We start from the raw sequence: 22,257 nt of genomic DNA, 5'->3' as shown, positions 1-22,257 counted from the left end.
CTCAGCCGTCGTAGGACATGAGAGAAAGGTTACGGTTTATTTTAACCGCTCTCGTTATCTGGCGCTGATGCTTGGCGCATGCGCCGGTAATTCTGCGCGACAGGATCTTGCCGGACTCGCTGCAAAAGCTTTTGACTATCTGTTGCTGCTTGAAGTCAATGAGAGCGATATGTTCGGCGCAAAGCCTGCAAACTTTTCTGCGAGGCGCGAAATGCCGCCTGCCCTGCGGCCGCCTGGCCATACTGCCGCCGGGACCGCCGCGTGAAGGCCCGCCTGTCGGGGGCAAGCCGGATGAGGGCCTTGACGCGCCGGCGTTCTCACCCTGGGCTCCGGCCGGTCTTGAATTATTCTGTTCTGTGTTGTCCATAAATCTCCTTAAAACGGCACTTCTTCTATGCCGGATGAACTTTCTTTAGCCGGAACGCCCGGCTGTTCCTCGGTCTCGGCGGTTTCCGCGGCGTCCGGAGCATCCGGAGCGGCGGAAGCCATGGCTAAAAATTGCACACGCCTGGCCGTCACTTTTAGAACTTTGCGCTTCTGCCCGGTCTTATCCACATATTCGGAACCGGCCAGACGCCCTTCCACATGTACGGGGCTGCCTTTTTGAAGCTTTTCCTTGCAGCGGTCCGCCATCGGCCCCCAAACGACTACGGGAACATAGGTGGTATCGTCTTTCCACTCGCCGGTAGCGATATCTTTGTAGCGGCGGTTCACGGCCACGTCAAAAAAACAACAGCCGCTGCCTTTTTGGGTTACGCGATGTTCCGGGTCCCGCGTAAGCCTACCCGCTATAATTACCTGGTTCTGTTCAGGAATTCGGATATTCATACTATTTCCCGACTTGTGCAGTCACAAGTCAGCTTAGTCTCAAGTTTCATGTCACAAGCAAACCATCACTCTTCACTTGTGCCCTGAAACATGAGACTTGCGCCTAACGGCGCATTGCGCCGTTAGGCTTTTTTGGCGGGCTCAAGCCCTGCCTTAAGCGTCATGGCCCTTAGGACATGCTGCTGAAGCTTCAGATTGCGGCTTATGGTTTTAATGGAGGAGGGGTCGGCTTTCACTTTAAGGTAAAAATAATAGCCGTCTCGGTGTTTTCCCACCTGATGATAAAACTTTTTACGGCCAAGCTTGTCTTCCGCGAGAACTTCGGCTTTCTCGTCGGTGATGATCTTCTTGGTCTTGTCCACAATTTCAATAACTTCGGCGTCGGAAACCTGAGGATTGATAATAACCATCAATTCGTATGCTTTCATATTAAGGTTAAGGATAGCAAATTAGGGTGCCCCGTTTCAATGGAAATTCAGCGGGGGCGCTAATGTGCTCTTACGGAGCAAACAAGTATCTGTTTGGGGCTGTCTGAACGGAAAGCGGAGCGGTCAAAATCTCCGTATTTGGCTTTTATTGTAAAACCGTTGTAATGCAGAAGCATTTCCAGCTCCAGCGGGAAAAAGCAGCGCATATTCAGCTTTTTAGCGCCGATATTGCGGCGGCCGCGTTTATAATGCCAGACAGGACGCGCCGCCTGCACAGCTTTGTCATAGGAATAACTTTCATTTATCAGTATATCGCCGCCGCCCGCCGGGTCTTTATAATGCCCTATCGGGATAAGCTCATCGGGGTCACGGACCAGATAATGCGGATTGGGATTGAAAACATCCAGTATAAAGCGCCCGCCGGGAGCCAAGTGTGCGCGCACGCGCTCAAAAAAGCGCTCTAGAGAAACCCTGTCATGGAGATGCTGCATTGAATTGAAAGGGATAAAAATAAGTTTAAACTTCTTTTTTAATTTGAAAGACCTGATATCGGCTTTGATAAAAATGGCTTTTACACCGGCTTTGGCCGCCTTTTCCCGCGCCCGCGAAAGCATCGGCTGAGAAATATCAACGCCCGCGATGTCAATGCCGGAGCGGGAGATCGGGATGGTCAGCCGCCCGGTGCCGCAGGCGAGTTCCAAAATGGGGCCTTTGGCTTTTTTAGCCTCTCTGATATAAAAAGGGATATCGGCCTGAATGGAGGTGTTATCGGCGTCATAGTGTGCGCCATCCCAGTAAACCTCGGAACCATCGGGGATTTTGTGTTTTAGCATAACCAGAGAATTCAGTAGTCAGAAGTCAGTAGACAGAAGAGTGGTAGACATTCCTTCTTAAATACCCTCCACCTTTAGTATATAGTTTTTTATTTGTGACTCCACTATTTACTGGTTACTGGCTACTTACTACTTTTCACATGCCGCCGTAAATTTTCAAGTTTATCGACACTGCCGATATCCTGCCAGTAACAGGCGTCATTTCTGAAACCCATTATTTTTTCGCCTTCCCCCGCCAGCCGCAAATAAACATCGGTAATGGAAAACACGCCGGATTCTGTCATTTTTCCAAAAATATCCGGTGAAATAACCTGAACTCCGCTGAATGCGAGCTGGGTAAGTTTGCCTGGGTCCGCCCCAGGTTGAAGTTTGCCTTTCAGGTTCAATCCGTCGTCAAACAGCAGTTGCCTGGCGGACGGTCTTTTTTTAACCGCCAGGGTGGCCAAGGCCCCGCTTTTCACGTGCGCGGCGTAAAGCGCGGAAAGGTCCAGGTCCGTAAAAACATCAGCGTTGTGCATAAAAAAAGGCTTCCCGTCGTCAAAAAAACAGGCCGCTTTTTTAAGTCCGCCGCCGGTTTCAAGCGGAAAATAGATTTCAGGCGAAATGTCTATATGCAGGCCGAAATATTCTTTTTCGGCCAGGAAAGAGAGTATTTTATGATGCAGGTGATGGACATTTATAACCAGAGAATCGGCCCCGGCGCTGATAAGGCGGCGTATGACTGTCTCAAGCATCGTCACGCCGCCCACTTCAACCAGCGCCTTTGGGACGCTGTCGGTGAGCGGCTTAAGCCGCGTGCCGCGGCCCGCGGCGAGTATCATGGCTTTCATGTTTTTTTGCTGCTTTCGGCCTCAAGTTCCCGGTGGGTTAAGTCCACTGTGGCCTTATATTTTTCCCTCAGGTGGCGGGCCAGGGCTTCGGCGCAGTAAACGGAGCGGTGCCTGCCGCCGGTGCAGCCAAAAGACACCATCAGGTCGGTAAAATTCCTGGAAAGATAATTTTCCACGGTGGCGTCAAGCAGACCGTATACATTTGTCAGAAATCCGGAAACCGCGGTTTCCCCATCAAGGAATTTTATCACCGCGTCGTCTTTGCCGGTAAGCGGGGCGTATTGTTCAAGCCGGCCGGGGTTCGGAAGGGCGCGGCAGTCGAACACAAAACCGCCGCCATGGCCTTTCTCGTCGGAAGGCACGCCGTTGCGGTAGGCAAAGCTGGTAACGCGGGCAGTAAGGCCCAGGCTGGGTTTTCCGAACTGGCGCAGCCGCGAGGACGAGCAGACGCGCCTGAAAACCTGCATGAGCTCAGGCAGTTTAAGCGGCAGTTCGGCGTTTTCCAAAAGCCACTCAATGTTCCTTACCGCGTAGGGCACGCTCTGGAGGAACTGCGTTTTCCCCTCATAAAAGCCGCGCAGGCCGTAGGCGCCCATGGCCTGCATGATGCGGATGAACACGAAAGCGTGAAAATACCGCATGAATACAGCCCTGTCCGTTTTGCCCTCAATTCCGGCGGCTTCCAGATAATATTTTATCAGCTCGGTCCGCTGCCGCGGACGTATATCCGCTTTGGCGTCATATAAAATGGACGCCAGGTCATACTGCAGCGCGCCTTTGCGCCCGCCCTGGTAATCTATAAACCAGGGTTCGCCCGCGACACCGGCCTGTTCAGCCTTAGACGGACTGTCCGCGGCTGCGCGCAGCATCACGTTCCTGGACTGAAAATCGCGGTAAAGAAAAAAGTTGGAATCCGCCTCCAGCAGAAAAGAGGCCAGACTGTTGAAATCATCCTCAAGCTTCTGCTCGTTAAAAGGGATCTTTGCGAGCCTGAGGAAATAATATTTGAAATAGCTGAGGTCCCACATTATGGACTGGCGGTCAAAACTGCCGCGCGGGTAGCAGCAACTGTAATCAAGAGTTTTGCCGGCGGACCGCTGAAACTTAGGCAGCCAATTAAGGGTTTTTTTATACGCCTCAACCACCTGAGGCGGCAGTTCCGAACCCGAACGCTCGCTTTGCATGAACTGAAAAAGCGTGGTATCGCCCAGGTCTTCTTCAAGGTAAAAACCGGTTCCCTCCTCAAAGGCGAAAATTTCCGGCACCGGCATGCCTTCCTGTCTGAAGTGCTTTGAAAACTCGATAAAAGCCCTGTTTTCAAGCTTATCGGGGCCGTATGCCCCTATCGCCGTGCGGGCGGCGGACCGGAGCCGAAATAACCGGCGGGCGGAACCGTCGCCGTTTAACGGTTCGATCAACTCCGGCTCAGTGCCGAATGTTTTTTTAAAAAGCTTTTTAAGCTCAATTTCAAACGCCTGCGGCGGTTTCTCTTTTTCATTGTTTTTTAAAGGCATAAACATGTTCCCCCCCCGGAAATCCAACAAATGCATAACTATTTTAGGTAGCCAGAAGTCAGAATTCAGGAGCCAGAATGAGAAAACCAACTACGAGAAAGATTCCAACATTCTGAATTCTGACTTCTGAATTCTGCCTACCTGAGCAGTTACCAAATTGTACTAAAATCCCCGTGATCCCTAATGCCTGAAATGCCTTATACCGGTCATCACCATGGAAAGCCCCAGCCTGTCGGCGGCGGCCACCACTTCCTTATCCCTCATTGAACCGCCCGGCTGAATAACTGCCGTTACACCGGCTTTAGCCGCCTCCTCAATGCCGTCCGGAAACGGGAAAAAGGCGTCCGAGGCAAGCGCCAGCGGTTTTGGCGCCGGATTATTTTTTAAAAATTCCTCATACTTGTGCCTGGCCATAAAAACGGCGTCCACTCTTGACATCTGCCCCGCGCCGATGCCCGCGGTGTATCCCGGTCCGGCCAGAACTATAGCGTTCGAGCGCACATATTTGGCAACTGTCCAGGCAAATTTAAGCGCCTCCTCTTCTTCTTTTGAGGGTTTTTTAAGCGTTGGCACTTCCCACTTGTCCCCGAACAGAACGCTGTCGCTTGAACTTACAAGTATTTCCTCCCCCACTGACCTGAACTGCAGGTGCTGCGCCGGGAAGTCTCTCCATTTCAAAAGCCGCAGATTGGGTTTCTTCGCGAAAACAGCCAGGGCCTGGGCGTCATAATCCGGCGCGCAGATAACCTCCACGAATTTCTTTGAGAGAAAGCCCGCTATCTCCCCGTCCAGTTTTCTGTTGACTGCTATAATACCCCCGAAGGCCGACAGCTGGTCGGTATTCCAGGCCCGTTCAAAAGCCTCGGAGAGGTTCAAGCCCGTACCCATGCCGCAGGGCGTAATATGCTTAAAGATCACGGCGGCCGGAACCGGAAATTCCAGCACGGCCTGGCAGGCGCCGTAGGCGTCAAGGATATTATTGTAGGAAAGCTCCTTGCCCTGCAATTGGTCGAAAGGCAGGCGTTTGTTTTTTGAGTAAAGCGCGCAGCTCTGGTGGGGGTTTTCTCCGTAGCGCAGGTCGTTTATTTTGTTCAGGCGGGCCTCAAAGAGATCAGCGTAATCCGCCTTTGCCGGCGTCGCATCTGTGTTTTGCCCCGCCCTTTTGGTATCGGAATTGTGATTTATCTCCCCGCCTATAATCTCACACGCCGTTGTTTGCTCCAAAAGAGCGGGGCTTTGCCCCGCCCTTTGGCCCGCTTCGGGAAAAAGGGCGGGGGCCAAAACGCCCGCGATGGCTGTGTCGTAGGCGGCGGTATGTTTAAAAGCTTTCAGCGCCAGCTCCTTCCTGAATTCCACCGGCAGAACGCCGCCGTTTTCCTTTAAATTTTTAATCACGGCGCCGTAATCCAGCGGGTTTGCCACAACGGCCACATCTTTATAGTTTTTGGCCGCAGCTCTAAGCAAGGCCACCCCGCCTATATCGATATTTTCTATCAGTTCCTCGGACCATGGCGCGGCTTTTTTTGCCGTTTCCTCAAAAGGGTAAAGATTCACCGCCACCAGATCTATGGACTCTATGGCGCAGCGTTTAACATCCTCGACATGGGCGGGGTTATCCCTGCGGTAAAGTATTCCGCCGTGCACCAGCGGGTGAAGAGTTTTCACCCTGCCGTCCAGTATCTCCGGAAATCCCGTAAACGTTTCAAGAGCGCGCACAGGCAGCCCCGCCTCTTTCAGCAGTTTATAGGTGCCGGAAGTTGAAATTATTTCAACGCCCATTTCCGTAAGGGCCTGCGCGAAATCCACGGCCCCGGTTTTATCGGAGAGAGACATCAGCGCCCTTTTGAGCGTGCGGCCGCTATCGCCCGGGGGAAGCACCAGCACCTTATTGCCCTCGATTTTCAGCCTGTCCTCGCAGAACAGCGCCGCGGCTTTGGGATAAAGCGCCAGCTCCTGGAAGTTCACCCTTTTAGCCAGCGATTCGGGCGTGTCGCCGGGTAAAACATTAACCGCGGCCTGGAGTATTATGGGCCCGCGGTCATAATCTTCGCTTACAAAATGCGCCGTGGCTCCGCTTAAGGCGGCGCCGGAGTTTATCACAGCTTCGTGGACTTTCATCCCGTAAAAACCCTTACCGCCGAAAGCCGGCAGCAAAGCGGGGTGGATATTGATTATTTTCTCATGCCACCCGGCAAGCATGCGGGGTCCGAGTTTAATCATATAGCCGGCCAGACAGACCAGGTCTATTTGATACTCTTTGCAGAGCCCGGCCAGGCGCGCGTCGTGCTCGGCAGGCGAGGCGAAATCCTTCAGCGGCAGGGCGACCGACGGAATATTTTCTTTTCCCGCGCGTTTCAGCGCGCCCGCGCCTTTCAGGCTTGAAATTACCAGAACCACTTTTCCTTTTATCCGGCCGCTTTTAACGGCGTCAATAATAGCCTGAAGATTAGTTCCTTCTCCCGAGGCGAACACGGCGATATTTTTCATGATTTTTTCAGCCTCTTACTTGTGACCTGTGACTTGCCGCTGCTCTTATTCCCAATTGGCCCTCAAGGCCAATTCCATCAATTCAAAAAATTTGTTTGCGTCCAGATCCTCTTTTTCGTTGTTCCAGGACGCGGACAGGCAATACCAGGCATTCCCCTTGCTTTTAAAAAGCCAGGTCATGTTCAGCACTCCGGGCTCCGCGCCGCCCTTATAGCCGGCATAAAGGAACTTGCCGGGCGGAATATCCAGCCCCGTGTTTATGGCCAGAATATCCAGCGCCTGCTTGTCGTTTTTTTTGTGGATATATTCCATCAGACGGCACAGATCGGCGGGCGAGGCAAGCCACTCTATTTTGTCTACGTGGAAAGGGCTTTTTTTTACGTCTTCCGCTTTAAGGGGTCTTGCCGCGAGTTTAGAGAGAAAACCGTATTTATCCCCAAGAGGCGGGTTAAAGTAGTTGAGGGCGGACTCAGTGTCGCTTTTCAGGCGGAAAATTTCCGAGGTTTTAAGGAACGGGCGCATGAGAGCGGGGTTTGAGTGGCCGAGTTTTTGCAGGTCCCCCTCCAGAGTTTTTCTGCCTACCGCATCAATAAGCAGGTCCGCGGCGGTGTTGTCGCTTTCAGATATCATCATGGCGGCAAGCGTGTGGACGGTAAGCGGCGCGCCGTCCGGCCAGTTTTGAAGGCGGCCGGAGGGGAGCGATTTTTGCTCATCCTTGAGATAAATAATTTTTTCCCATTCCGTGCCTTCCTCAAGCAAAGCGCCCAGAACATAAAGTTTGAAAGCCGAACCTATCGCGAAATAATCGTTTTCATTCGAACTTTCGATCCCCCTCTCGGCGTCGCCAAGCGCCGAGGAGGGGACACCGAAACGCCGCAGGCTAAAGCCGGTTTTACCGTCAAGCCGCCCCAGTTTTTCCTTAAACTCCCTGATAGAGAGGTTCTTTTTATAGGCCGTCTTGAAAAAAAGTACTGAAATTTTACCGGTGTCTGGGTTAATGGACAAGGCCGCCGGCAGTTCAAAATCATTTTCTGTTTCGAAAATGAAATGGGCGGATATCGCCGAGTCGATGCGTTCAAAGTGCACCGCCGTCACCCGGCCGTCGCTTTTATAGATACCCGAGAGTATATCGGAAAGTTTTTCAAGCGAGATATTGTGAAAAAAGTTGTTATCGAACAGCTCAGAAAGGTTCCGGGGCTTTTCCGTTATCTGGGCGGCAAGCAGGCGCGCGGCGGATGCAAGGGCCGGGTCAGGAACGTTTTTTTGGGTGAAACCGTTCAGGCAGAAAAAAAGCAGGCCCGTGCAAAGGATAAATTTTTTCATCGCTTCACTTCAAAAGAACTTTGCCGCGGCCTTTTACGATAGACCCCACAAGCCTTGTACCTTTGACGGCTTTCAGCGCCGCCGGCGCGTCGGCCGCGCGCACCGCGGCTATCATTCCAAGGCCCATGTTGAAAGTTTCAAACATCTCCCTCTCGCTTATGCGGCCCCGGCGCTGAACCTCGCGCATGAGCGGCGGCACGCTCCAGGAGGATTTTAAAATTACGGCGCCGGTCTTTTTGGGCAATATCCGTTCCAGATTCCCGGCGATCCCGGAGCCCGTTATGTGCGCCAATCCCAGAATATCCCCGCCGCGCCTTTTAAGGGCAGCGCGCAGGTCTTTAACATCTTTAACATAGATCTTAGTGGGCGCAAGCAGGCGGGCCGCGTATTTTTTAAGCGATCCGCCGGCAAGAGCTTTGCGGATGAGCGAGAACCCGTTCGAGTGGAATCCGCTGGACTCAAAACCGATAAGGGCGTCGCCCGGCTTTATTTTTGAACCGTCGATCATTTCGGTTTTTTTCACTATACCCACGGAAAACCCGGCCAGGTCGTATTCGCCGGTCTTGTAAAAGCCCGGCATTTCGGCTGTTTCCCCTCCGAGCAAAACCGACTCTCCCCGGCGGCAGCCTTCGATAATGCCGGCGATTATTTTTTTTGAACGTGCCAGGTCCAGCCTGGCGGTGGCGTAATAATCGAGGAACAACAGGGGCCTGGCCCCGCAGCAAACCAGGTCGTTTACGCACATCGCCACAAGGTCTATGCCTATGGTGTCGTGGCGGTCAAGCAGAAAGGCGAGCTTGAGCTTGGTGCCTACGCCGTCGGTGGAGGCGACCAGGCTGTAATCGCCGCCCGTTTCGGACAGCGGCAAAAGCCCCGCGAATCCGCCTATAAATTTCGATTTTTCTTCCAGGAATTCGGTAAATTTATCCGAGAGTTTCACATCCACTCCGGCTTTTTTATATGTAGTCATTTATTATCGCTCCGGCCAGATATCAAAGGATAAAACAACGCTCTGAAGTATAGTAGAATTATACAAATAGTGAATGCCGCCGCGCGCGGAAAGGATACTTTATCATGCCTTTAATAATCCCGGAAGTGAAAGAAAACATCGGTTCGCTCACGCTTAATAACCCGGCCCGGCGCAACGCGCTCAGCCTTGAGCTGTGCGATGAGATGGTGGAGGCCCTTAAAACTTTTGAGGCGCGCAGAATTCCGGTGATAATAATCCGGGCCGAAAAAAACGCGAAGGTCTGGTCCGCCGGCCACGACATAACACAACTGCCGCAGGTGCATCACGACCCGCTTGCCTATGACAGCCCCATGGAGCGGGCCTTCCGCCGCATACAGGAGTATCCGGGCGCGGTCATAGCAATGGTGCAGGGCAGCGTGTGGGGCGGGGCCACGGACCTTGCCGTCACCTGCGACCTTGCCATAGGCGATGAGACCGCCGCTTTCGCAATCACGCCGGTTAAAATGGGCCTGCCCTACAACGCCTCCGGCATTATGCATTTCATAAACCGCGTGGGCAGCAATATCGCGAAGGAAATGTTTTTCACAGCCGAGCCAGTGAAAGCCGAGAGAGCCTATCATTTCGGAATTTTAAACCATCTCGTCAGTTCCCGTGAAATTGAGCGGTTCACTTTTGAGCTGGCCCGCGTTATCGCCTCGAACTCGCCGCTCGCGGTATCGGTAATAAAAGAGCAATTCCGGATACTGGCGGAGGCCCACCCGATAAGCCCCGAAGCGTTTGAGCGCATCCAGGCCCTGCGGCGCAAGGTGTACAACAGCCGCGATTACGAAGAGGGCATAAAAGCGTTCATGGAAAAAAGAAAACCGCAATTTAAAGGGGAGTAATGACTACAGGGGAGAGGGGCTAGCGGATAGAGAACAGGGGTGGAATGGCTAATTTTATTCCTTCCCCAGCCACTATCCGCTAACCCCTCTCCCCTGCCCTTACGCCCCTATATCCTTGCGATACTGCATGCCGTCAAAATTTATCGCCTTTGCGGCGGCGTAGGCGTTTTCAGCGGCGGATGCGACATCCGCGCCAACAGCCGTAACGCCTAAAACCCTTCCCCCGTTTACAAAAAACTTTTCGCCTTCCGCTCTGGTTCCGGCGTGAAAGATCAAAGTCTGCGGCGGCACTTTGTCCAGCCCTTTTATCCCGGCGCCTTTTTCCGGGTTCTGCGGGTAGCCGCGCGCCGCGAGTGCCACACAAACACAGGCGCCCGCTTCGGTCTCAATGGTTTTCCCGGCAAGCTGCCCGTCCGCGCAGGCAAGCATGAGAGCGGCCAGGTCGGATTTTATCATCGGCATCAGGCACTGGGTTTCCGGGTCCCCGAAGCGGACATTGAATTCAAGCGCCCTGGGGCCCTTATCGGTCAGCATCAGCCCGGCGTAAATAACGCCGCGATAGGGGAGGCGGTCTTTCTTTATGCCCGCCGCAAAGCGTTCCAACACTTCTTTTTTTATGGTTTCAAGCGTCCGGGCGTCAAGCGGCACCGGGCAAAACGCGCCCATGCCGCCGGTGTTCGGGCCCTCATTATTATCAAGCAGGCGCTTGTGGTCGCGCGAAACAGGCAGCATCAGGAAAGTTTCTCCGTCAATCAGGGCCATTACCGAAACCTCTTTGCCCGTGATGAATTCTTCAATTATTATCTTTGAGCCGGAATAGCCGAAAACCCGCTTTTCCATGAAATCAGAAACGGCTTCCAGCGCCGAGGCCTCATCGCTGCAGATGCGCACGCCCTTGCCGGCGGCCAGGCCGTCCGCTTTTATCACCAGCGGGTATTTTTTATTTCCCCTTATTTTCTCTTTAGCGCAGCCCGCGTCGTAAAATACCTGGAAAGCAGCCGTGGGAATGTCGTGCCTGCTCATGAATTCCTTGGCGAATTGCTTTGACGCCTCGAGCATGGCGCCCTTCTGCGAGGGCCCGAAAACTTTTACGCCGCGGCCGGATAAAAAATCAGCCGCGCCCTTTGAAAGCGGCGCTTCAGGCCCTACCACCGCTAATTCGATTTTTTTTTCAAGGCAGAACTCCGCCAGCTTTTCGAAATCGTCAGGGGCGATGCCTGTGGGCTCGGCCAGCCCGGCCATGCCGGCCGAACCGGGGGCGGAGTAGAGTTTTTCAACCAGGGGGCTCGCTTTCAATTTCCAGGCCAGCGCGTGTTCGCGCCCGCCGCTTCCGATGATCAAAATATTCATAAAATCCCCGTTACCGCTAAAGTAGACAGAATTCAGTAGTCAGAATCCAGAATTCCGACTTCCGACTTCTGAATTCTGACTACTGGCTGCTTTACCTTTCTACCTGATTACCGGATACTTTCCGGTGAAACAGGCCGAGCAGAAATCCGCTCCGGAATTATTACCGCAGGCTTTCGCAAGATTTTCAGGCGAGAGGTAATAAAGCCCGTCGGCGCCTATGAATTTTCTCACCCCTTCCGGCGAAAGCCGGTTGGCTATAAGTTCGTCTTTGTCAGGCGTGTCTATGCCGTAAAAACACGGGCCTATAACCGGCGGCGAGGCCACGGCCATAATTACTTTTTTTGCGCCCGCGTTTTTCAGACTGCGGATTATCCGGCGCGAAGTGGTGCCCCGCACAAGGGAGTCGTCCACAAGAACAATGCTTTTTCCCTTTATCACGTCCCTTATGGGCGCGAGTTTTAAATGCGCCGTGAACTCCCTCAGCTTCTGGTCGGGCTGGATGAAGGACCGGCCGCTGTAATGATTGCGCATGAAAACCGTTTTATAGGGGATGCCGGACATTTGAGAAAACCCAAGCGCGTAGGCCGTGCCCGAATCCGGCACGCCCGAAACCAGGTCCGCTTTAAGATCTTTAAATTCGCTTGCGAGCAGGCCGCCTATATCATGGCGGGCCAGCTGCACGGTGCGGCCGCAAACGGCGGAATCGGGGCGGGCGAAATAAACCTGTTCAAAAACGCAGCGCGCCGCTTTCCCGCGCGGGGCGAATCTTTTTGAGAAAAGTTTTCCGCCTTTTATGGTCACCATCTCCCCCGGCTCAACCTCGCGGATAACACGCCCCCCCACAACTTCAATGGCGCAGGTCTCGGAAGAAAGCAGCCAGGCCCCGCCAAGCCGGCCAAGCACGAGCGGCCGGATGCCCAGCGGGTCGCGCGCACCTATAATTTTGCCGGGCGCCATAAAAGCGAAAGCGTAGCCGCCGCGCAGCCTGGGCAGGCTTTTTGCCACGGCGGCCTCGAGCCCGTCGCCGTTACACCTGGCCATAAGATGGACTATCAGTTCGCTGTCGGTGGCGGATTGAAAAATAGCGCCGCGGGAGCCAAGCTCTTTTCTTAATTTGGCAGCGTTGGTAAGATTGCCGTTATGTGCCACGGCGAGTTCGCTGGAGGCGGTTTTAAAGAAAAGCGGCTGGGCGTTTTTTATTTCGCTTGAGCCCGCAGTGGAATACCTTACATGGCCCACGGCGCTTTTCCCTTCAAGGTAAGCCAGGGCGGAATTTGAAAACACCCCGCCCACAAGGCCCATGCCGCGATGCGTCAGCAGGCGGCCCTTATGTTCGGTTACGATGCCGGCGGATTCCTGTCCGCGGTGTTGAAGGGTAAAAAGGCCCACATAGGCGAGCCTCGCGGCCTCTTTATTCCCGGCTATAGCGAATATTCCACACATAAAATCCGTGACCGGCGGCGGTGATCGGTGAAGTAAAAACAATAAGAATTTTTCCAAAAAACTCAATTTGTAATGTCTCAGGAACTTAGGGATATTCTACAACATTTGAATAATGTAGAATTTACAAGTAAGAAGGAGACACATACCATGAAAAAGTACTATGAATTGAAAATGGGGAAACTGCTTAGCTTCACCACTAAACTTGTTTACACTTGTTCTTTTCTGCCGGTCGTGATAGCGGCTTTCTATGCGTGGACCAAGCTGACTTATCCGGCACCTTTCCCCTACGACCCTTTCTCCGTCGCATCCCGCCCCATCCCCTGGGCGGCTCTGCCGATTTTTTTAGTCATTCCGGTGGTTGTCATGTTGTTCAGGGGACTTGCGCCCGACGGCTACGTTTTAAACGACGTTCAACTTATAATAGACCGGAAATTCAAGCCGATAGTCATACCGCTGATGGAAATTACCGAAGTGCGGTTATTAACGGACGAAGAATTGAGATGGACCGTCAAACTCAGCGGCTCGGAAGGTTTTTACGGTTATTTCGGGGTTTGCTGGAACAAAAAACTGGGAATATTTAAAATGTACGCCACCCGCAGAAAAAACCTGGTGGCGGTAAGAACCGCCAAAACGCTCTACGCTCTGAGCCCCGAAGACATAGAAGATTTTTTAACGACCCTGAAGAACCTGACAGGCCGCTAGTGTAGCGTCGCATAAATAACTTTACTTTTTTATAAAGTCCCGCCACGCCTCTACATGGACTCCAGAAGCTTCATTATCGTTTGGGAGCGGGGGCCGGCGGGGCCTTTCATAGGGTAAAAAACCTCCGGTCCGGGTCCAAAGCCGGTTAAGCCAATGGAATAGGGCTGACCGAGTTTTTGGGTTATAAAAGCGAAAGAAGCGAGTTCCGCCAAGTCCTCAGCCCAGCTCTTTGAGCCGTAAAGCGAAATGAACGGACTGAACGTCAGTTCACGGTACATGGCGGGGACCCCGTACATTTCAAGTTTTGGACCTCCGCCCAGGCCGTAAAAAGTTATATTTTCCCTGCCGTCTATAAGGCCGGGGATCAGCGGAACCCGGTAATCCGCCCACACTGTCCTGAAAAAGTCCCCGGCAAGCGGGCTTGCGGGAAAATATCCGGACGGCATACTGTCGTCCGCAAAAGGCGTTACGCCTTTTATGTAATCTACGGCGTGGGTGCCTTCGTGGAAAAGCGCGTAAAGAAGTCCCTTGTATTTTTGCCCGGCATTCACTTTTATATCCAGGCCGGGCCGCGCGATAAAACAACTGCGTTCCCTGTCGGTTAACGTTTTGGAGAGATTGTTTTTGAGCGAGGCGGGATTCAGTATCATGTAGAAATATATCACGCCTTTACCGTCAACCACCCAGCTGGTAACGCCGTTGCCCATGAAATTTTCAATAAAATAAACTCCCACGCACCTTTCCCTGAACACCCGGCCGTAAACCGGCGGCAAAAGCGCAAGATATTTTGAGAAAAGTTCCTTGTCGGCGGCGGTGGGATCGTAAGCTTTATAATCCGCGCGCCCGTCAGTCTCGGCCGCGCTTTTCAGCATATCAGGCGGAACAATAACTATGCGGTCCGCAAGGGGTATCGCGGGATCGAATTTGTAATTTTCCAGACTTGAGTAATACGGGATATCGGGTCCGGAAGCGGATTTTTTCCCGCAGCCGGCGGCCCCGAACACAGCGGTAAGGCAAAGAATTGAAATTATTATTTTTTTCATGGTATTTGCGGGAAATATAAGGTCCGTCCACCGCCGGCCTTTCCTTTTACTTCACCGGATGGAGTCCCAGTCGGAATCGAAGGTCTCTCTCAGGCCCTTAAGGACCGCGGAACTGACGGAAATTATGCCGAGTTCGCGGTTGTGGTCCAGCGAAGAGGCCGAAAAATTCTGCGAGCCCACGTAAGCGGCTGCGGACTGCGCGCCGTAATCAGCCAGTATCATTTTGCCGTGGACAAAAAGCGCCTGCATGGATTTGGCCGCCACCCCGGCCTCTTTCACTCGCGCGAGGCCGTCGGCGTTCACGTCCTTGTCTCCCTCCATAAGTTTGGCCGCTATCAGGCGGACCTTTACCCCCCGCTTGACCGCGGCGCCAAGGGCCTTCAGCGTGTCCGCGTCCTTGACCTCCAGGCTGTAGATGTCCAAGGTGGCCGAGGCGGAATTTATCAGGCCCAGCAGTTTCTGCCTGGCGTTATCCGGGCTCCAGACCAGCGGAGATGAGGGATGCCTGTAAACCTGGCCGTTCCAGTCCGCCTCGAAGGTTTTGGCTATATCGGCCACCTCGTTGGCGTCCGTGGTAAGTATGCCGAAATCCCTGGTGCCTCCAAAATAGCCCGGGCACAGGTTGAAGCTCATAACGATGGCGCTGGAATTATCGGCCACCAAAGTCTTCTGGTGCGTTATCGGGAAAAGCGCGGAAGAAGCCTCTTTCACGGACACGCCGCCGGCGGACATGATCTTCATGGTGGCCGGGTTCGGATTGGGGATGAAATGCTTGGAGCGGACGTCGAATATCGCGCGCACCTTTACGCCCCTTTTAGCCGCCTTTATCATGGCGTTGATGATGTCGGTGTCGTCCATTTCGTATATGACCAGATCGAGCGTGCTCTGCGCCTTGTCTATCATTTCCAGGATGGGGCCGCGGGAAGACGCCGGCTGTATCAGCAGCGAGTGTTTTGTGGAGGCTATGCGCCTTTCACTGGCCTGCTTGCGGACTTTCACCTGGGAAGGCGTCTCCGCGGAGAAAGCCGGCGTGCTGCATAGGCCTGCCGAAGCGGCGAGTATGGTTATAAGGATAGTTCTTTTAAAAAGCATATGTTCCCCCCTTTACGCATACAATATTTTACCACTTCAAACCTTACTTATCCGCAATAAATATAAAGCCCTATTATCGCAAGTTCTTTTCTCCTTTGAAGCTTCCAAGAGCGGCCAAAAATCCGCAAAAGGGGCGGCGTTTTTATCGATTTTTGCGCAGTCCCCCGCGCCGGGCTTTGTCCAGGCGGGTCAGGCCGCGGCAACTTGTTTATTTAGAGCCTATCCGCAATTAGGCTTTCATGGCGAAACAGGCCGTCTGATGGGCATAGCCCTTGTTACGGCACTGCCATAGGCTGGGCGATTTTGAAGCCGAGCCGAAGCGACGCGAAACGAGCAGGCTCGCAGAGGGTCTGTAAGTTGAGCGGCGCAAAGGCGCAGGCCAAAAGCGGCAGTTGCAGCCGAAATCGCTAATTGCGGATAGGCTCTTAGTCTTCAGCCGGGGTATTTATAAAGGATCGCCGCTCCTGCCCCAGGTGTAGGTAAGACTGATGCGGTGGGTAAGGCCAAGATCGCCGTAGGACACTATCGCGTAATCAAAATTAAAACTCTTATGGATCCATCCCAGTCCGGCCGAAAGGCCCGAACCCGCGCCATCGCGCGTATTAAATCCCAGGCGCACCGGCACCGCTTTGTCGGCGAATATTTCCAGCCCTAACCCAAGCAGGGCGCTCCCGCTCTTCTCTTTTGCGATATCTATTGCCGCGGTACTTTTCCGGTCGAGGAGAGTGAAGCCATAAGCGGCGCCTGCGCGCACATTCAACGGCAGACTTTCATCGGCGCTCTGAAATTTAACGGCAGGCCCCAGGTTTTGGATCGCCAGACCCAGAGTCAGTTTCGGGACGCCGGGCGGGGCGTAGAGAGCTCCAAGGTCCAAGGCAAATCCGGTGACCGAAACATTGTCTATAGATTCCTTGATAAGCTTTACCCCCGCGCCCACGCTCAGGGAATCGTTTATAGGCCGCCCATAGCCCGCGCCGAGGGCCAGGTCGGTCAGGCCGGCGGTGCCCAGCCCCGTCCCCCCGGGATTTGAGATGGTGGTTTTAGGCACATCCCCGAAATTTAAATAGTTGAGGCTTGCCCCCCATCCGCGCGGGTCGGCGAAACCGAGGTATTCCTGCGTTATGCTCTCGAAATGCTGATTGTGCATGAAGGTCGCTTCACGGTTGGCGATGCGGCCCAGTCCCGCCGGGTTATAAAGCAGGGCATTGGAATCAGCGGCAAGCGCCGTATAAGCGCCGCCCATGCCCACCGCCCTGGCATTGGCATCCAGGAACAGAAAATTAAACGGCTCGGCCCCGGCCGAAGAAGCGGCCGCGCAGGGCCGGGCTACGCAGAGAACCGTCATCAGGATACCCGCCAGCCTCAAATGTTTCATAAAATTTTTACCGCACTATCAGGATCTTTTTGACTACAGTGGAGTGTCCGGGGCTGGTGATAACGGCAATATAGCCGCCGGAGGCCACACTGCGCCCGCTGTCATTTTTCACGTCCCACTGGAGCCTTCCGCCGCTGTTTTCCGAACTGAGCCTGGCCACAAGCTGGCCGGTTATCGTATATATCTTTATAGCGGCCTGCTCGGTAAGATTATCAAAGATCACCCCGGAATTAAGGTTGCCGGCGCTGTAAGGAACCCCATTATCCGGATCGCCGCTGTTGGGTTTAAACGGATTGGGATAGACCCGCAGCGCGGATAAGTCGCCCGCGGCCCCGGTTCCGAAGGCGGTAAAGATGGAAAGGTGTCCGATCTGACCTATGATCACTTTATGCGTCCGATCCACCGTCGAGCCCGGCACCGCTTCCCACAGCCCGCTTGTCTCGTTGAGCACATAGAGCCGCAGGGTGTCGGCGCGCAAAGGCGGGGATATTCCATCCACAAAGCCGGTGTTGTTCGTGTCCGGATAGGGAACCTTTACGGTGACCGGCGCGGACAGCGTTCCCGTGTAGCGGACGCCGCCGGCGGCCACAATGAACTCGGTCAGAGAACTGCACGATTCCCGCAGGCCCGCGGGAGCGGCGGCCGCCGCTATCAGATCGGCCGTGTTGCTCATGAGCGGCAGTTGCGACGGCGTTTCAGAGAGGATCCAGCTGGTGGCTGCGCCCAGGAGAGCCGTTGGAATGTCTATTTCCGTTTTGCCGTTTGGTCCCGTCAGGGTGTTGCTGGCGACTCCGCTGATATAGGCCTGAAGATCGGGCGTGGCCACAGTTACGGTACTGGATAAAGCCTGGCCGCTGGGATTTGAGACCTCAATATAACGGGAATACAGCGTGCCGGTGGAAAGCCCGGTTTCCAGGTAAGAATTGCTGGAGCCGGGCAGGGAAACCACCAAACTGCCTGTCCCGGTGCGGAAATTAAAATTAGCGGCCGGCCCGGCCGCAGCCTGCCAGAGCCAGTGTATCGTGTCGCTGGACACGGTGAAGCCGGAAAGGACCGGAACCGCGACCAGAGAGGTGTCCACCAGGACGGTATAGACCGCGGCGGAAACGTTGCCGGTGAAATCCGAGGCGACGAAGGCGATCCGGTTGGTGGAGGCGGCCGGTCCAGTGGAAGTGACGACCGGGATATTGTCGGCCTGCAAAGTCTGAAGCGCGGCGGTTCCGTTGGAGCCGCCCAAAGTTACGCTGTTGGTGGAAACATAGTTCCAGGTGGCGCCGGCATTGGTGGAGTAAAGGACGCTGTAGGCCTGGCCCCGGTTGTGGGCGGCCAGGGTGTCGGACTGATAGTCGGCCATGATCTGAGCCGGCGAGCGGGCCACATTGAAAACGCGGAATTCGTCGATAGCGCCGAATTGCCGGGACTGTCCTGGTACGCCGCCTATATAGTCAATAGCGCCCGCGGGTTTGAGGTTTGAGGTCCCCCGGTACGAACCGTCCACATAGAAATCAGTCTGACTGCCATATGCCGCCGCGGCCAAATGGTGCCAGCCATCGGAAAGGGCGCCCAGGTTGAAGCCCGAGTCTCCGAACCCCGATGAAATGACTCCCAGTTCCATGTCGGAATACCTCACGACTATGTGATGTACGGTTGGCGACACGCCATAAGTGAGGATCCAATAATCCGCCCCCGAAAGCGCCGGCAGGGGGTATTGAAACCAGGTCTCGAGCGTGTAAGGCCCTGCCATTGAGATCTGGTTTACCGCCATGGCGTCCCCGTCATTGATAAATTTCAGCGCCGAACCGCTCTTGCCCGCCACCCAGACTGGATTGCCGACGAATGCGCCTTTATTGCCCGACATTGATGCGTCCAGCGCCACGGTGCCCGTGCCCTCATCCAAATGCCACTGGGCGACGAGGCCGTCGGGCAGGCCGGTTGAAACCAAAAGCCCCGCGCTCAAGTCCTGCACCGAAATCCTGGCCGAAACCACGTTGGTGGAAATATAAGCGTTCATGGGTAAATTCGTCCAGGACGGGGCGGCCGGGGTGGAAACCTGCGGGCCCGAAAAGACGGGAGGCACGATATCCACCACGAAGCTGAAAGTGGAAGACCAGTCAGTCCACTCGTTGATCAAGTTGTCGTATGCCTTTACCCGCCACCAATAAGCGGCGGCATTACTGAGCGAGCCTGTTGACGCATAGAAAGCGTTGACCGTGACCGAGTCGGCGATGATATTTGTGAATCCCTCATCCGTCGCAAGCTGCAGGCGGGAATCACCTATTACCCCGGTGGTCCAGAGCATAGCCGGATTTGTGGTGCTGATATAGGCCGCGTCGGCGGGAGCGGCCAGGGCCGGCGGACCCGTGAGGTCCCCCAAAACGGTGTAGACTGCGGTGGAAACGTTGCCGGCCATGTCGGAGACCGTGAAGGCGATCTGGTTGGTGGGCGCGCCCGGTTCCGTGGAGGTGACGATAGGGAAGTTGTCGGCCTCTAATATCTGCGTGGCTTTGGTCCCGTCGGCGCCGCTCAGATGGACGCTGTCGGTGGAGACGAGATGCCAGGTGCCGCCGGCGTTGGTGGAGTAAAGCACCTCATAGGCTTTGTCCTGGAACTCGGCCAATATCTCGGCTGGCGAGCGCGCCACGTTATAAACCCGGATATCATCCAGCGCGCCGCCCCATACCTGACTTGTCACCATAGCGTCTCCGCCGAACTGCGCGGTTTGCGCCGTTACGCCCGCGGCATTGCCTACGACCTGCCCTACGTTAAGTCCGTCCACATAAAAGTTAGTTAAGCCCTCCGAGGCTACGGCCGCGAGGTGATGCCAGCCGCTCAGAGTGCTCAAATCGAAGCCGGAAGTACAACCGCTTGGCCACTCGCACAACATGTTCTGATACGCGCATAGGGGCGAGTGCGTATCGCCGTAGCCCATGCGCATGAGAATGTGATAGCCGCCGGCGGCTAGAGGGAATTGCGACCAGGCTGTGACTGTATAGTTGGCGCCCAGAGTAATGGAGGGAACGTCCATGCGGGAAGCTCCGCTGAAGTTGACGGCCATGCCGCGGTGGCCGGCGACCCAGGCAGGGCCGTTGACCAGTGTGCCGTCAGCGCCGTTGCCGGAAGAGTCCGACGCCAGGGTGCCCGCGCCCTCATCCAGACGCCACTGTCTGATAAGGCCTTCGGGCAGCACAGCTGAAGAGAACAGCCCAGCGGAAACGAGGAGCCCCGCGTTCAAGTCCTGCACCGATACCCGGATAGAGGCGGGATTCGCTCTGAGGTACGCAGCCGTAGACACGAATAGCCCGGCAGGAGAGGTGGAAACCTGGGGCCCGGAATAGACCGGAGACGCAATGTCCACCATGAAACTGAATGTGGAAGACCAGACGTTCAGATCGGAGATTTCGGCTTCCTGAACCCGCCACCAATAAGTGGCCGCCTGGCTCAGGCTATTGGTAGAGATATAGAAATTATTGGCCGTAGTCGAGTCGGCGAGGATATCCGTGAAGCCAGGGTTCCTGGCGAGCTGCAGGCGGGAATTGCCTATTGCCCCGGTCCAGGTCATAAACGGGTTTATGGCGTTGATATAGGTAGTGTCGGCCGGGCTTAGCAAAGTTGGCGGGATTGTATCCACCAGAACGGTATAGACCGCGGTGGAAACGTTGCCGGCAAAATCAGAGGTAACGAAGGCTATCTGGTTGGTGGGCGCGCCCGGACCAGCGGAGGTGACCAGCGGAATATTGTCCGCCTCCAGAGTCTGAAGCGCGTTGGTCCCGTTGGAGCCGCCCAATGTTACGCTATTGGTGGAAACATAGTTCCAGGTGGAGCCGGCATTGGTGGAGTAAAGGACGCTATAGGCCTGACCGCGGTTGTGGGCGGCTAATGTATCGGACTGGTAATCGGCCAGAATATCGGCGGATGAGCGGGCGACGTTATACAGGCGCGCTTCATCGATCGCGCCCGGAAAATAACCTAAAAACCCGGCACCCAGCCGAAGGGGCTCAGTAGTGCTCGGGGCGCCGGAATTACCGTTCCAGGCGACATAGCCGCGCCGGAGGCCGTCCACATAGAAGTTGCCGCCCGTGGAATCAACTACAAAAGCAGCCTGATGCCATTGGGCATCGTCAAATCCGGGGATCCGGAACCCACAATACCCGTCATTATCCGGATCCACATAATCCTGGTTATTACCATTAATAAAATAAGAAGCGCAAAGAAGTCCTCCATACATATGGACGCTGTAGCCATTGAAATAGCCGCTCACATATTTGCTGAGGATCGCGCCGGTCGTGCTGCCGGACCCGTTCGTTTTGAACCATACTGAAGCGGTCAGGGGATAAGCGTTTAAGGCATCAGCGGAAGGAATGTCAACTTCTTGTGTGCCGTTCAACGCCAGAGCTTTGCCTTTGACGCCGCTGGTCCAAACCGGGTTATTGATCAGGTTCCCGTTAAAAGCGTTGGGCGAGGCATCCAGTGCTACGGTGCCCGCACCCTCATCCAGGTGCCACTGGGCGACGAGGCCGTCTGGCAGACCGGTGGAGACCAAAAGCCCCGAACTCAGGTCCTGTACCGAAATCTTTGCCGAGACCACATTGGTGGAAAGATAAGTGGCCATGGGCAAAGCCGTCCAGGACGAGGCGGCCGGGGAAGTTGAAACCTGCGGTCCGGAATAGGCCGGCGGGACGATATCCACCACGAAACTGAACGTCGGAGACCAGGGGCTTCCTACTTCCTGGACCCGCCACCAATAGCTGCCGGCATTCAGGCTGGCGGTCGAGACGTAGAAATTATTGGCCGTAGTCGAGTCGGCGATGATATCCGTGAAGCCCGCGTCCGTTGCGAGCTGCAGTTCGAAACTGCCGCTGGTCCCGTCCCACGTCATCACCGGATTGGCGGTGCTGACGAAAGCCCCGTTGGCTGGGCTGTTGGCTGTTGCCTGCCCGGCCGAGGCAAAACCGGCAAACGCAAATGAATAAAGGAAGAAAATAATGACCCGCGCCACGGAAGCGGTTTTAAAGGAAGATATAGATTCAATAGAAAAATATTTAAACATACCCGCCCTAACGTAAAAAGGATAATACCTTAAGGTGAAATTATTTGTCAACTGTTTTTTTACCTTAGTATCCAAAGTCACATTTTGGCTAATAGGGGACGGCAACCT

The 22,257-nt window shown here is 54.7% G+C and carries 18 protein-coding genes and 1 pseudogene; 3 read left to right on the top strand and 16 right to left on the bottom strand.

Annotated elements, in window-relative coordinates; all coding sequences use genetic code 11:
* Position 1: 1 nt before the first annotated feature.
* The 10 genes and pseudogenes from rpsR to purM form a co-directional block, all read right to left on the bottom strand.
* Entirely contained in the window at positions 2 to 367 is a 366-nt protein-coding gene (gene rpsR / locus NTX59_05525) for a 30S ribosomal protein S18 (GenBank protein ID MCX5785127.1), read from the bottom strand.
* A gap of 8 nt (positions 368 to 375) precedes the next feature.
* On the bottom strand, positions 376 to 828 hold the full coding sequence (locus tag NTX59_05520) for a single-stranded DNA-binding protein (protein ID MCX5785126.1): 453 nt from the start codon (positions 826 to 828) through the stop codon (positions 376 to 378).
* Positions 829 to 950: 122 nt separating this feature from the next.
* Positions 951 to 1,256 (bottom strand): 30S ribosomal protein S6, encoded by a 306-nt coding sequence (gene rpsF / locus NTX59_05515; protein ID MCX5785125.1) that lies wholly within the window; start codon positions 1,254 to 1,256, stop codon positions 951 to 953.
* A 59-nt stretch (positions 1,257 to 1,315) separates the two neighbouring features.
* Positions 1,316 to 2,089, bottom strand: a complete 774-nt coding sequence (locus NTX59_05510) for a class I SAM-dependent methyltransferase (protein MCX5785124.1) — start codon at positions 2,087 to 2,089, stop codon at positions 1,316 to 1,318.
* A 122-nt stretch (positions 2,090 to 2,211) separates the two neighbouring features.
* Positions 2,212 to 2,919: a nucleotidyltransferase family protein gene (locus NTX59_05505; GenBank protein MCX5785123.1), complete on the bottom strand. Its 708-nt coding sequence runs from the start codon at positions 2,917 to 2,919 to the stop codon at positions 2,212 to 2,214.
* The gene (locus NTX59_05500; protein MCX5785122.1) at positions 2,916 to 4,433 is read right to left on the bottom strand and encodes a phosphotransferase; all 1,518 of its coding nucleotides are present in this window, start codon (positions 4,431 to 4,433) and stop codon (positions 2,916 to 2,918) included. Before NTX59_05500 ends, NTX59_05505 begins: the two co-directional genes overlap by 4 nt.
* 180 nt (positions 4,434 to 4,613) lie before the next feature.
* Entirely contained in the window at positions 4,614 to 6,311 is a 1,698-nt protein-coding gene (gene purH / locus NTX59_05495) for a bifunctional phosphoribosylaminoimidazolecarboxamide formyltransferase/IMP cyclohydrolase (protein ID MCX5785121.1), read from the bottom strand.
* A gap of 30 nt (positions 6,312 to 6,341) precedes the next feature.
* Positions 6,342 to 6,920: pseudogene (purN, locus tag NTX59_05490) on the bottom strand (phosphoribosylglycinamide formyltransferase).
* Positions 6,921 to 6,965: 45 nt separating this feature from the next.
* Complete coding sequence (locus NTX59_05485; GenBank protein MCX5785120.1) at positions 6,966 to 8,243, bottom strand: serine hydrolase; 1,278 nt, start codon at positions 8,241 to 8,243, stop codon at positions 6,966 to 6,968.
* 4 nt (positions 8,244 to 8,247) lie between these two features.
* The gene (gene purM / locus NTX59_05480; GenBank protein MCX5785119.1) at positions 8,248 to 9,213 is read right to left on the bottom strand and encodes a phosphoribosylformylglycinamidine cyclo-ligase; all 966 of its coding nucleotides are present in this window, start codon (positions 9,211 to 9,213) and stop codon (positions 8,248 to 8,250) included.
* Positions 9,214 to 9,317: 104 nt separating this feature from the next.
* Between purM and scpB the strand changes: the two genes are divergently transcribed.
* A complete protein-coding gene (gene scpB / locus NTX59_05475) occupies positions 9,318 to 10,097 on the top strand; it encodes a methylmalonyl-CoA decarboxylase (protein MCX5785118.1) in 780 nt (259 codons plus the stop codon).
* Between the two features lie 99 nt (positions 10,098 to 10,196).
* Here the strand turns inward: scpB and purD are convergent, their stop codons facing one another.
* Together purD and purF are read right to left on the bottom strand one after the other, a co-directional pair.
* Complete coding sequence (gene purD / locus NTX59_05470; protein ID MCX5785117.1) at positions 10,197 to 11,447, bottom strand: phosphoribosylamine--glycine ligase; 1,251 nt, start codon at positions 11,445 to 11,447, stop codon at positions 10,197 to 10,199.
* A 99-nt stretch (positions 11,448 to 11,546) separates the two neighbouring features.
* Positions 11,547 to 12,890 carry an amidophosphoribosyltransferase gene (gene purF / locus NTX59_05465; protein ID MCX5785116.1) on the bottom strand — a complete coding sequence of 448 codons (1,344 nt, stop codon included), beginning with the start codon at positions 12,888 to 12,890 and terminating at the stop codon, positions 11,547 to 11,549.
* Positions 12,891 to 13,037: 147 nt separating this feature from the next.
* Here purF and NTX59_05460 point away from each other — a divergent pair, with 147 nt between their 5' ends.
* Positions 13,038 to 13,592, top strand: coding sequence for a PH domain-containing protein (locus NTX59_05460; protein ID MCX5785115.1), 555 nt, complete (start codon positions 13,038 to 13,040; stop codon positions 13,590 to 13,592).
* Between the two features lie 50 nt (positions 13,593 to 13,642).
* Here NTX59_05460 and NTX59_05455 read toward each other — a convergent pair whose 3' ends face one another.
* On the bottom strand, positions 13,643 to 14,635 hold the full coding sequence (locus tag NTX59_05455) for a hypothetical protein (GenBank protein ID MCX5785114.1): 993 nt from the start codon (positions 14,633 to 14,635) through the stop codon (positions 13,643 to 13,645).
* Between the two features lie 51 nt (positions 14,636 to 14,686).
* A complete protein-coding gene (locus NTX59_05450; protein ID MCX5785113.1) occupies positions 14,687 to 15,727 on the bottom strand; it encodes a phospholipase D-like domain-containing protein in 1,041 nt (346 codons plus the stop codon).
* Here NTX59_05450 and NTX59_05445 point away from each other — a divergent pair.
* Complete coding sequence (locus NTX59_05445; protein MCX5785112.1) at positions 15,696 to 16,019, top strand: hypothetical protein; 324 nt, start codon at positions 15,696 to 15,698, stop codon at positions 16,017 to 16,019. The genes NTX59_05450 and NTX59_05445 overlap by 32 nt on opposite strands.
* A gap of 153 nt (positions 16,020 to 16,172) precedes the next feature.
* Here NTX59_05445 and NTX59_05440 read toward each other — a convergent pair whose 3' ends face one another.
* The gene (locus NTX59_05440) at positions 16,173 to 17,102 is read right to left on the bottom strand and encodes a PorV/PorQ family protein (GenBank protein MCX5785111.1); all 930 of its coding nucleotides are present in this window, start codon (positions 17,100 to 17,102) and stop codon (positions 16,173 to 16,175) included.
* Between the two features lie 7 nt (positions 17,103 to 17,109).
* The gene (locus tag NTX59_05435; protein MCX5785110.1) at positions 17,110 to 22,149 is read right to left on the bottom strand and encodes a hypothetical protein; all 5,040 of its coding nucleotides are present in this window, start codon (positions 22,147 to 22,149) and stop codon (positions 17,110 to 17,112) included.
* Between the last annotated feature and the right edge of the window lie 108 nt (positions 22,150 to 22,257).

The organism is Elusimicrobiota bacterium (genome assembly GCA_026388155.1).
GTDB lineage: Bacteria > Elusimicrobiota > Elusimicrobia > Elusimicrobiales > UBA9959 > UBA9634.
Note: the sequence above shows the minus strand (reverse complement) of the source record. Positions and strands in the feature narration are given on the sequence as shown.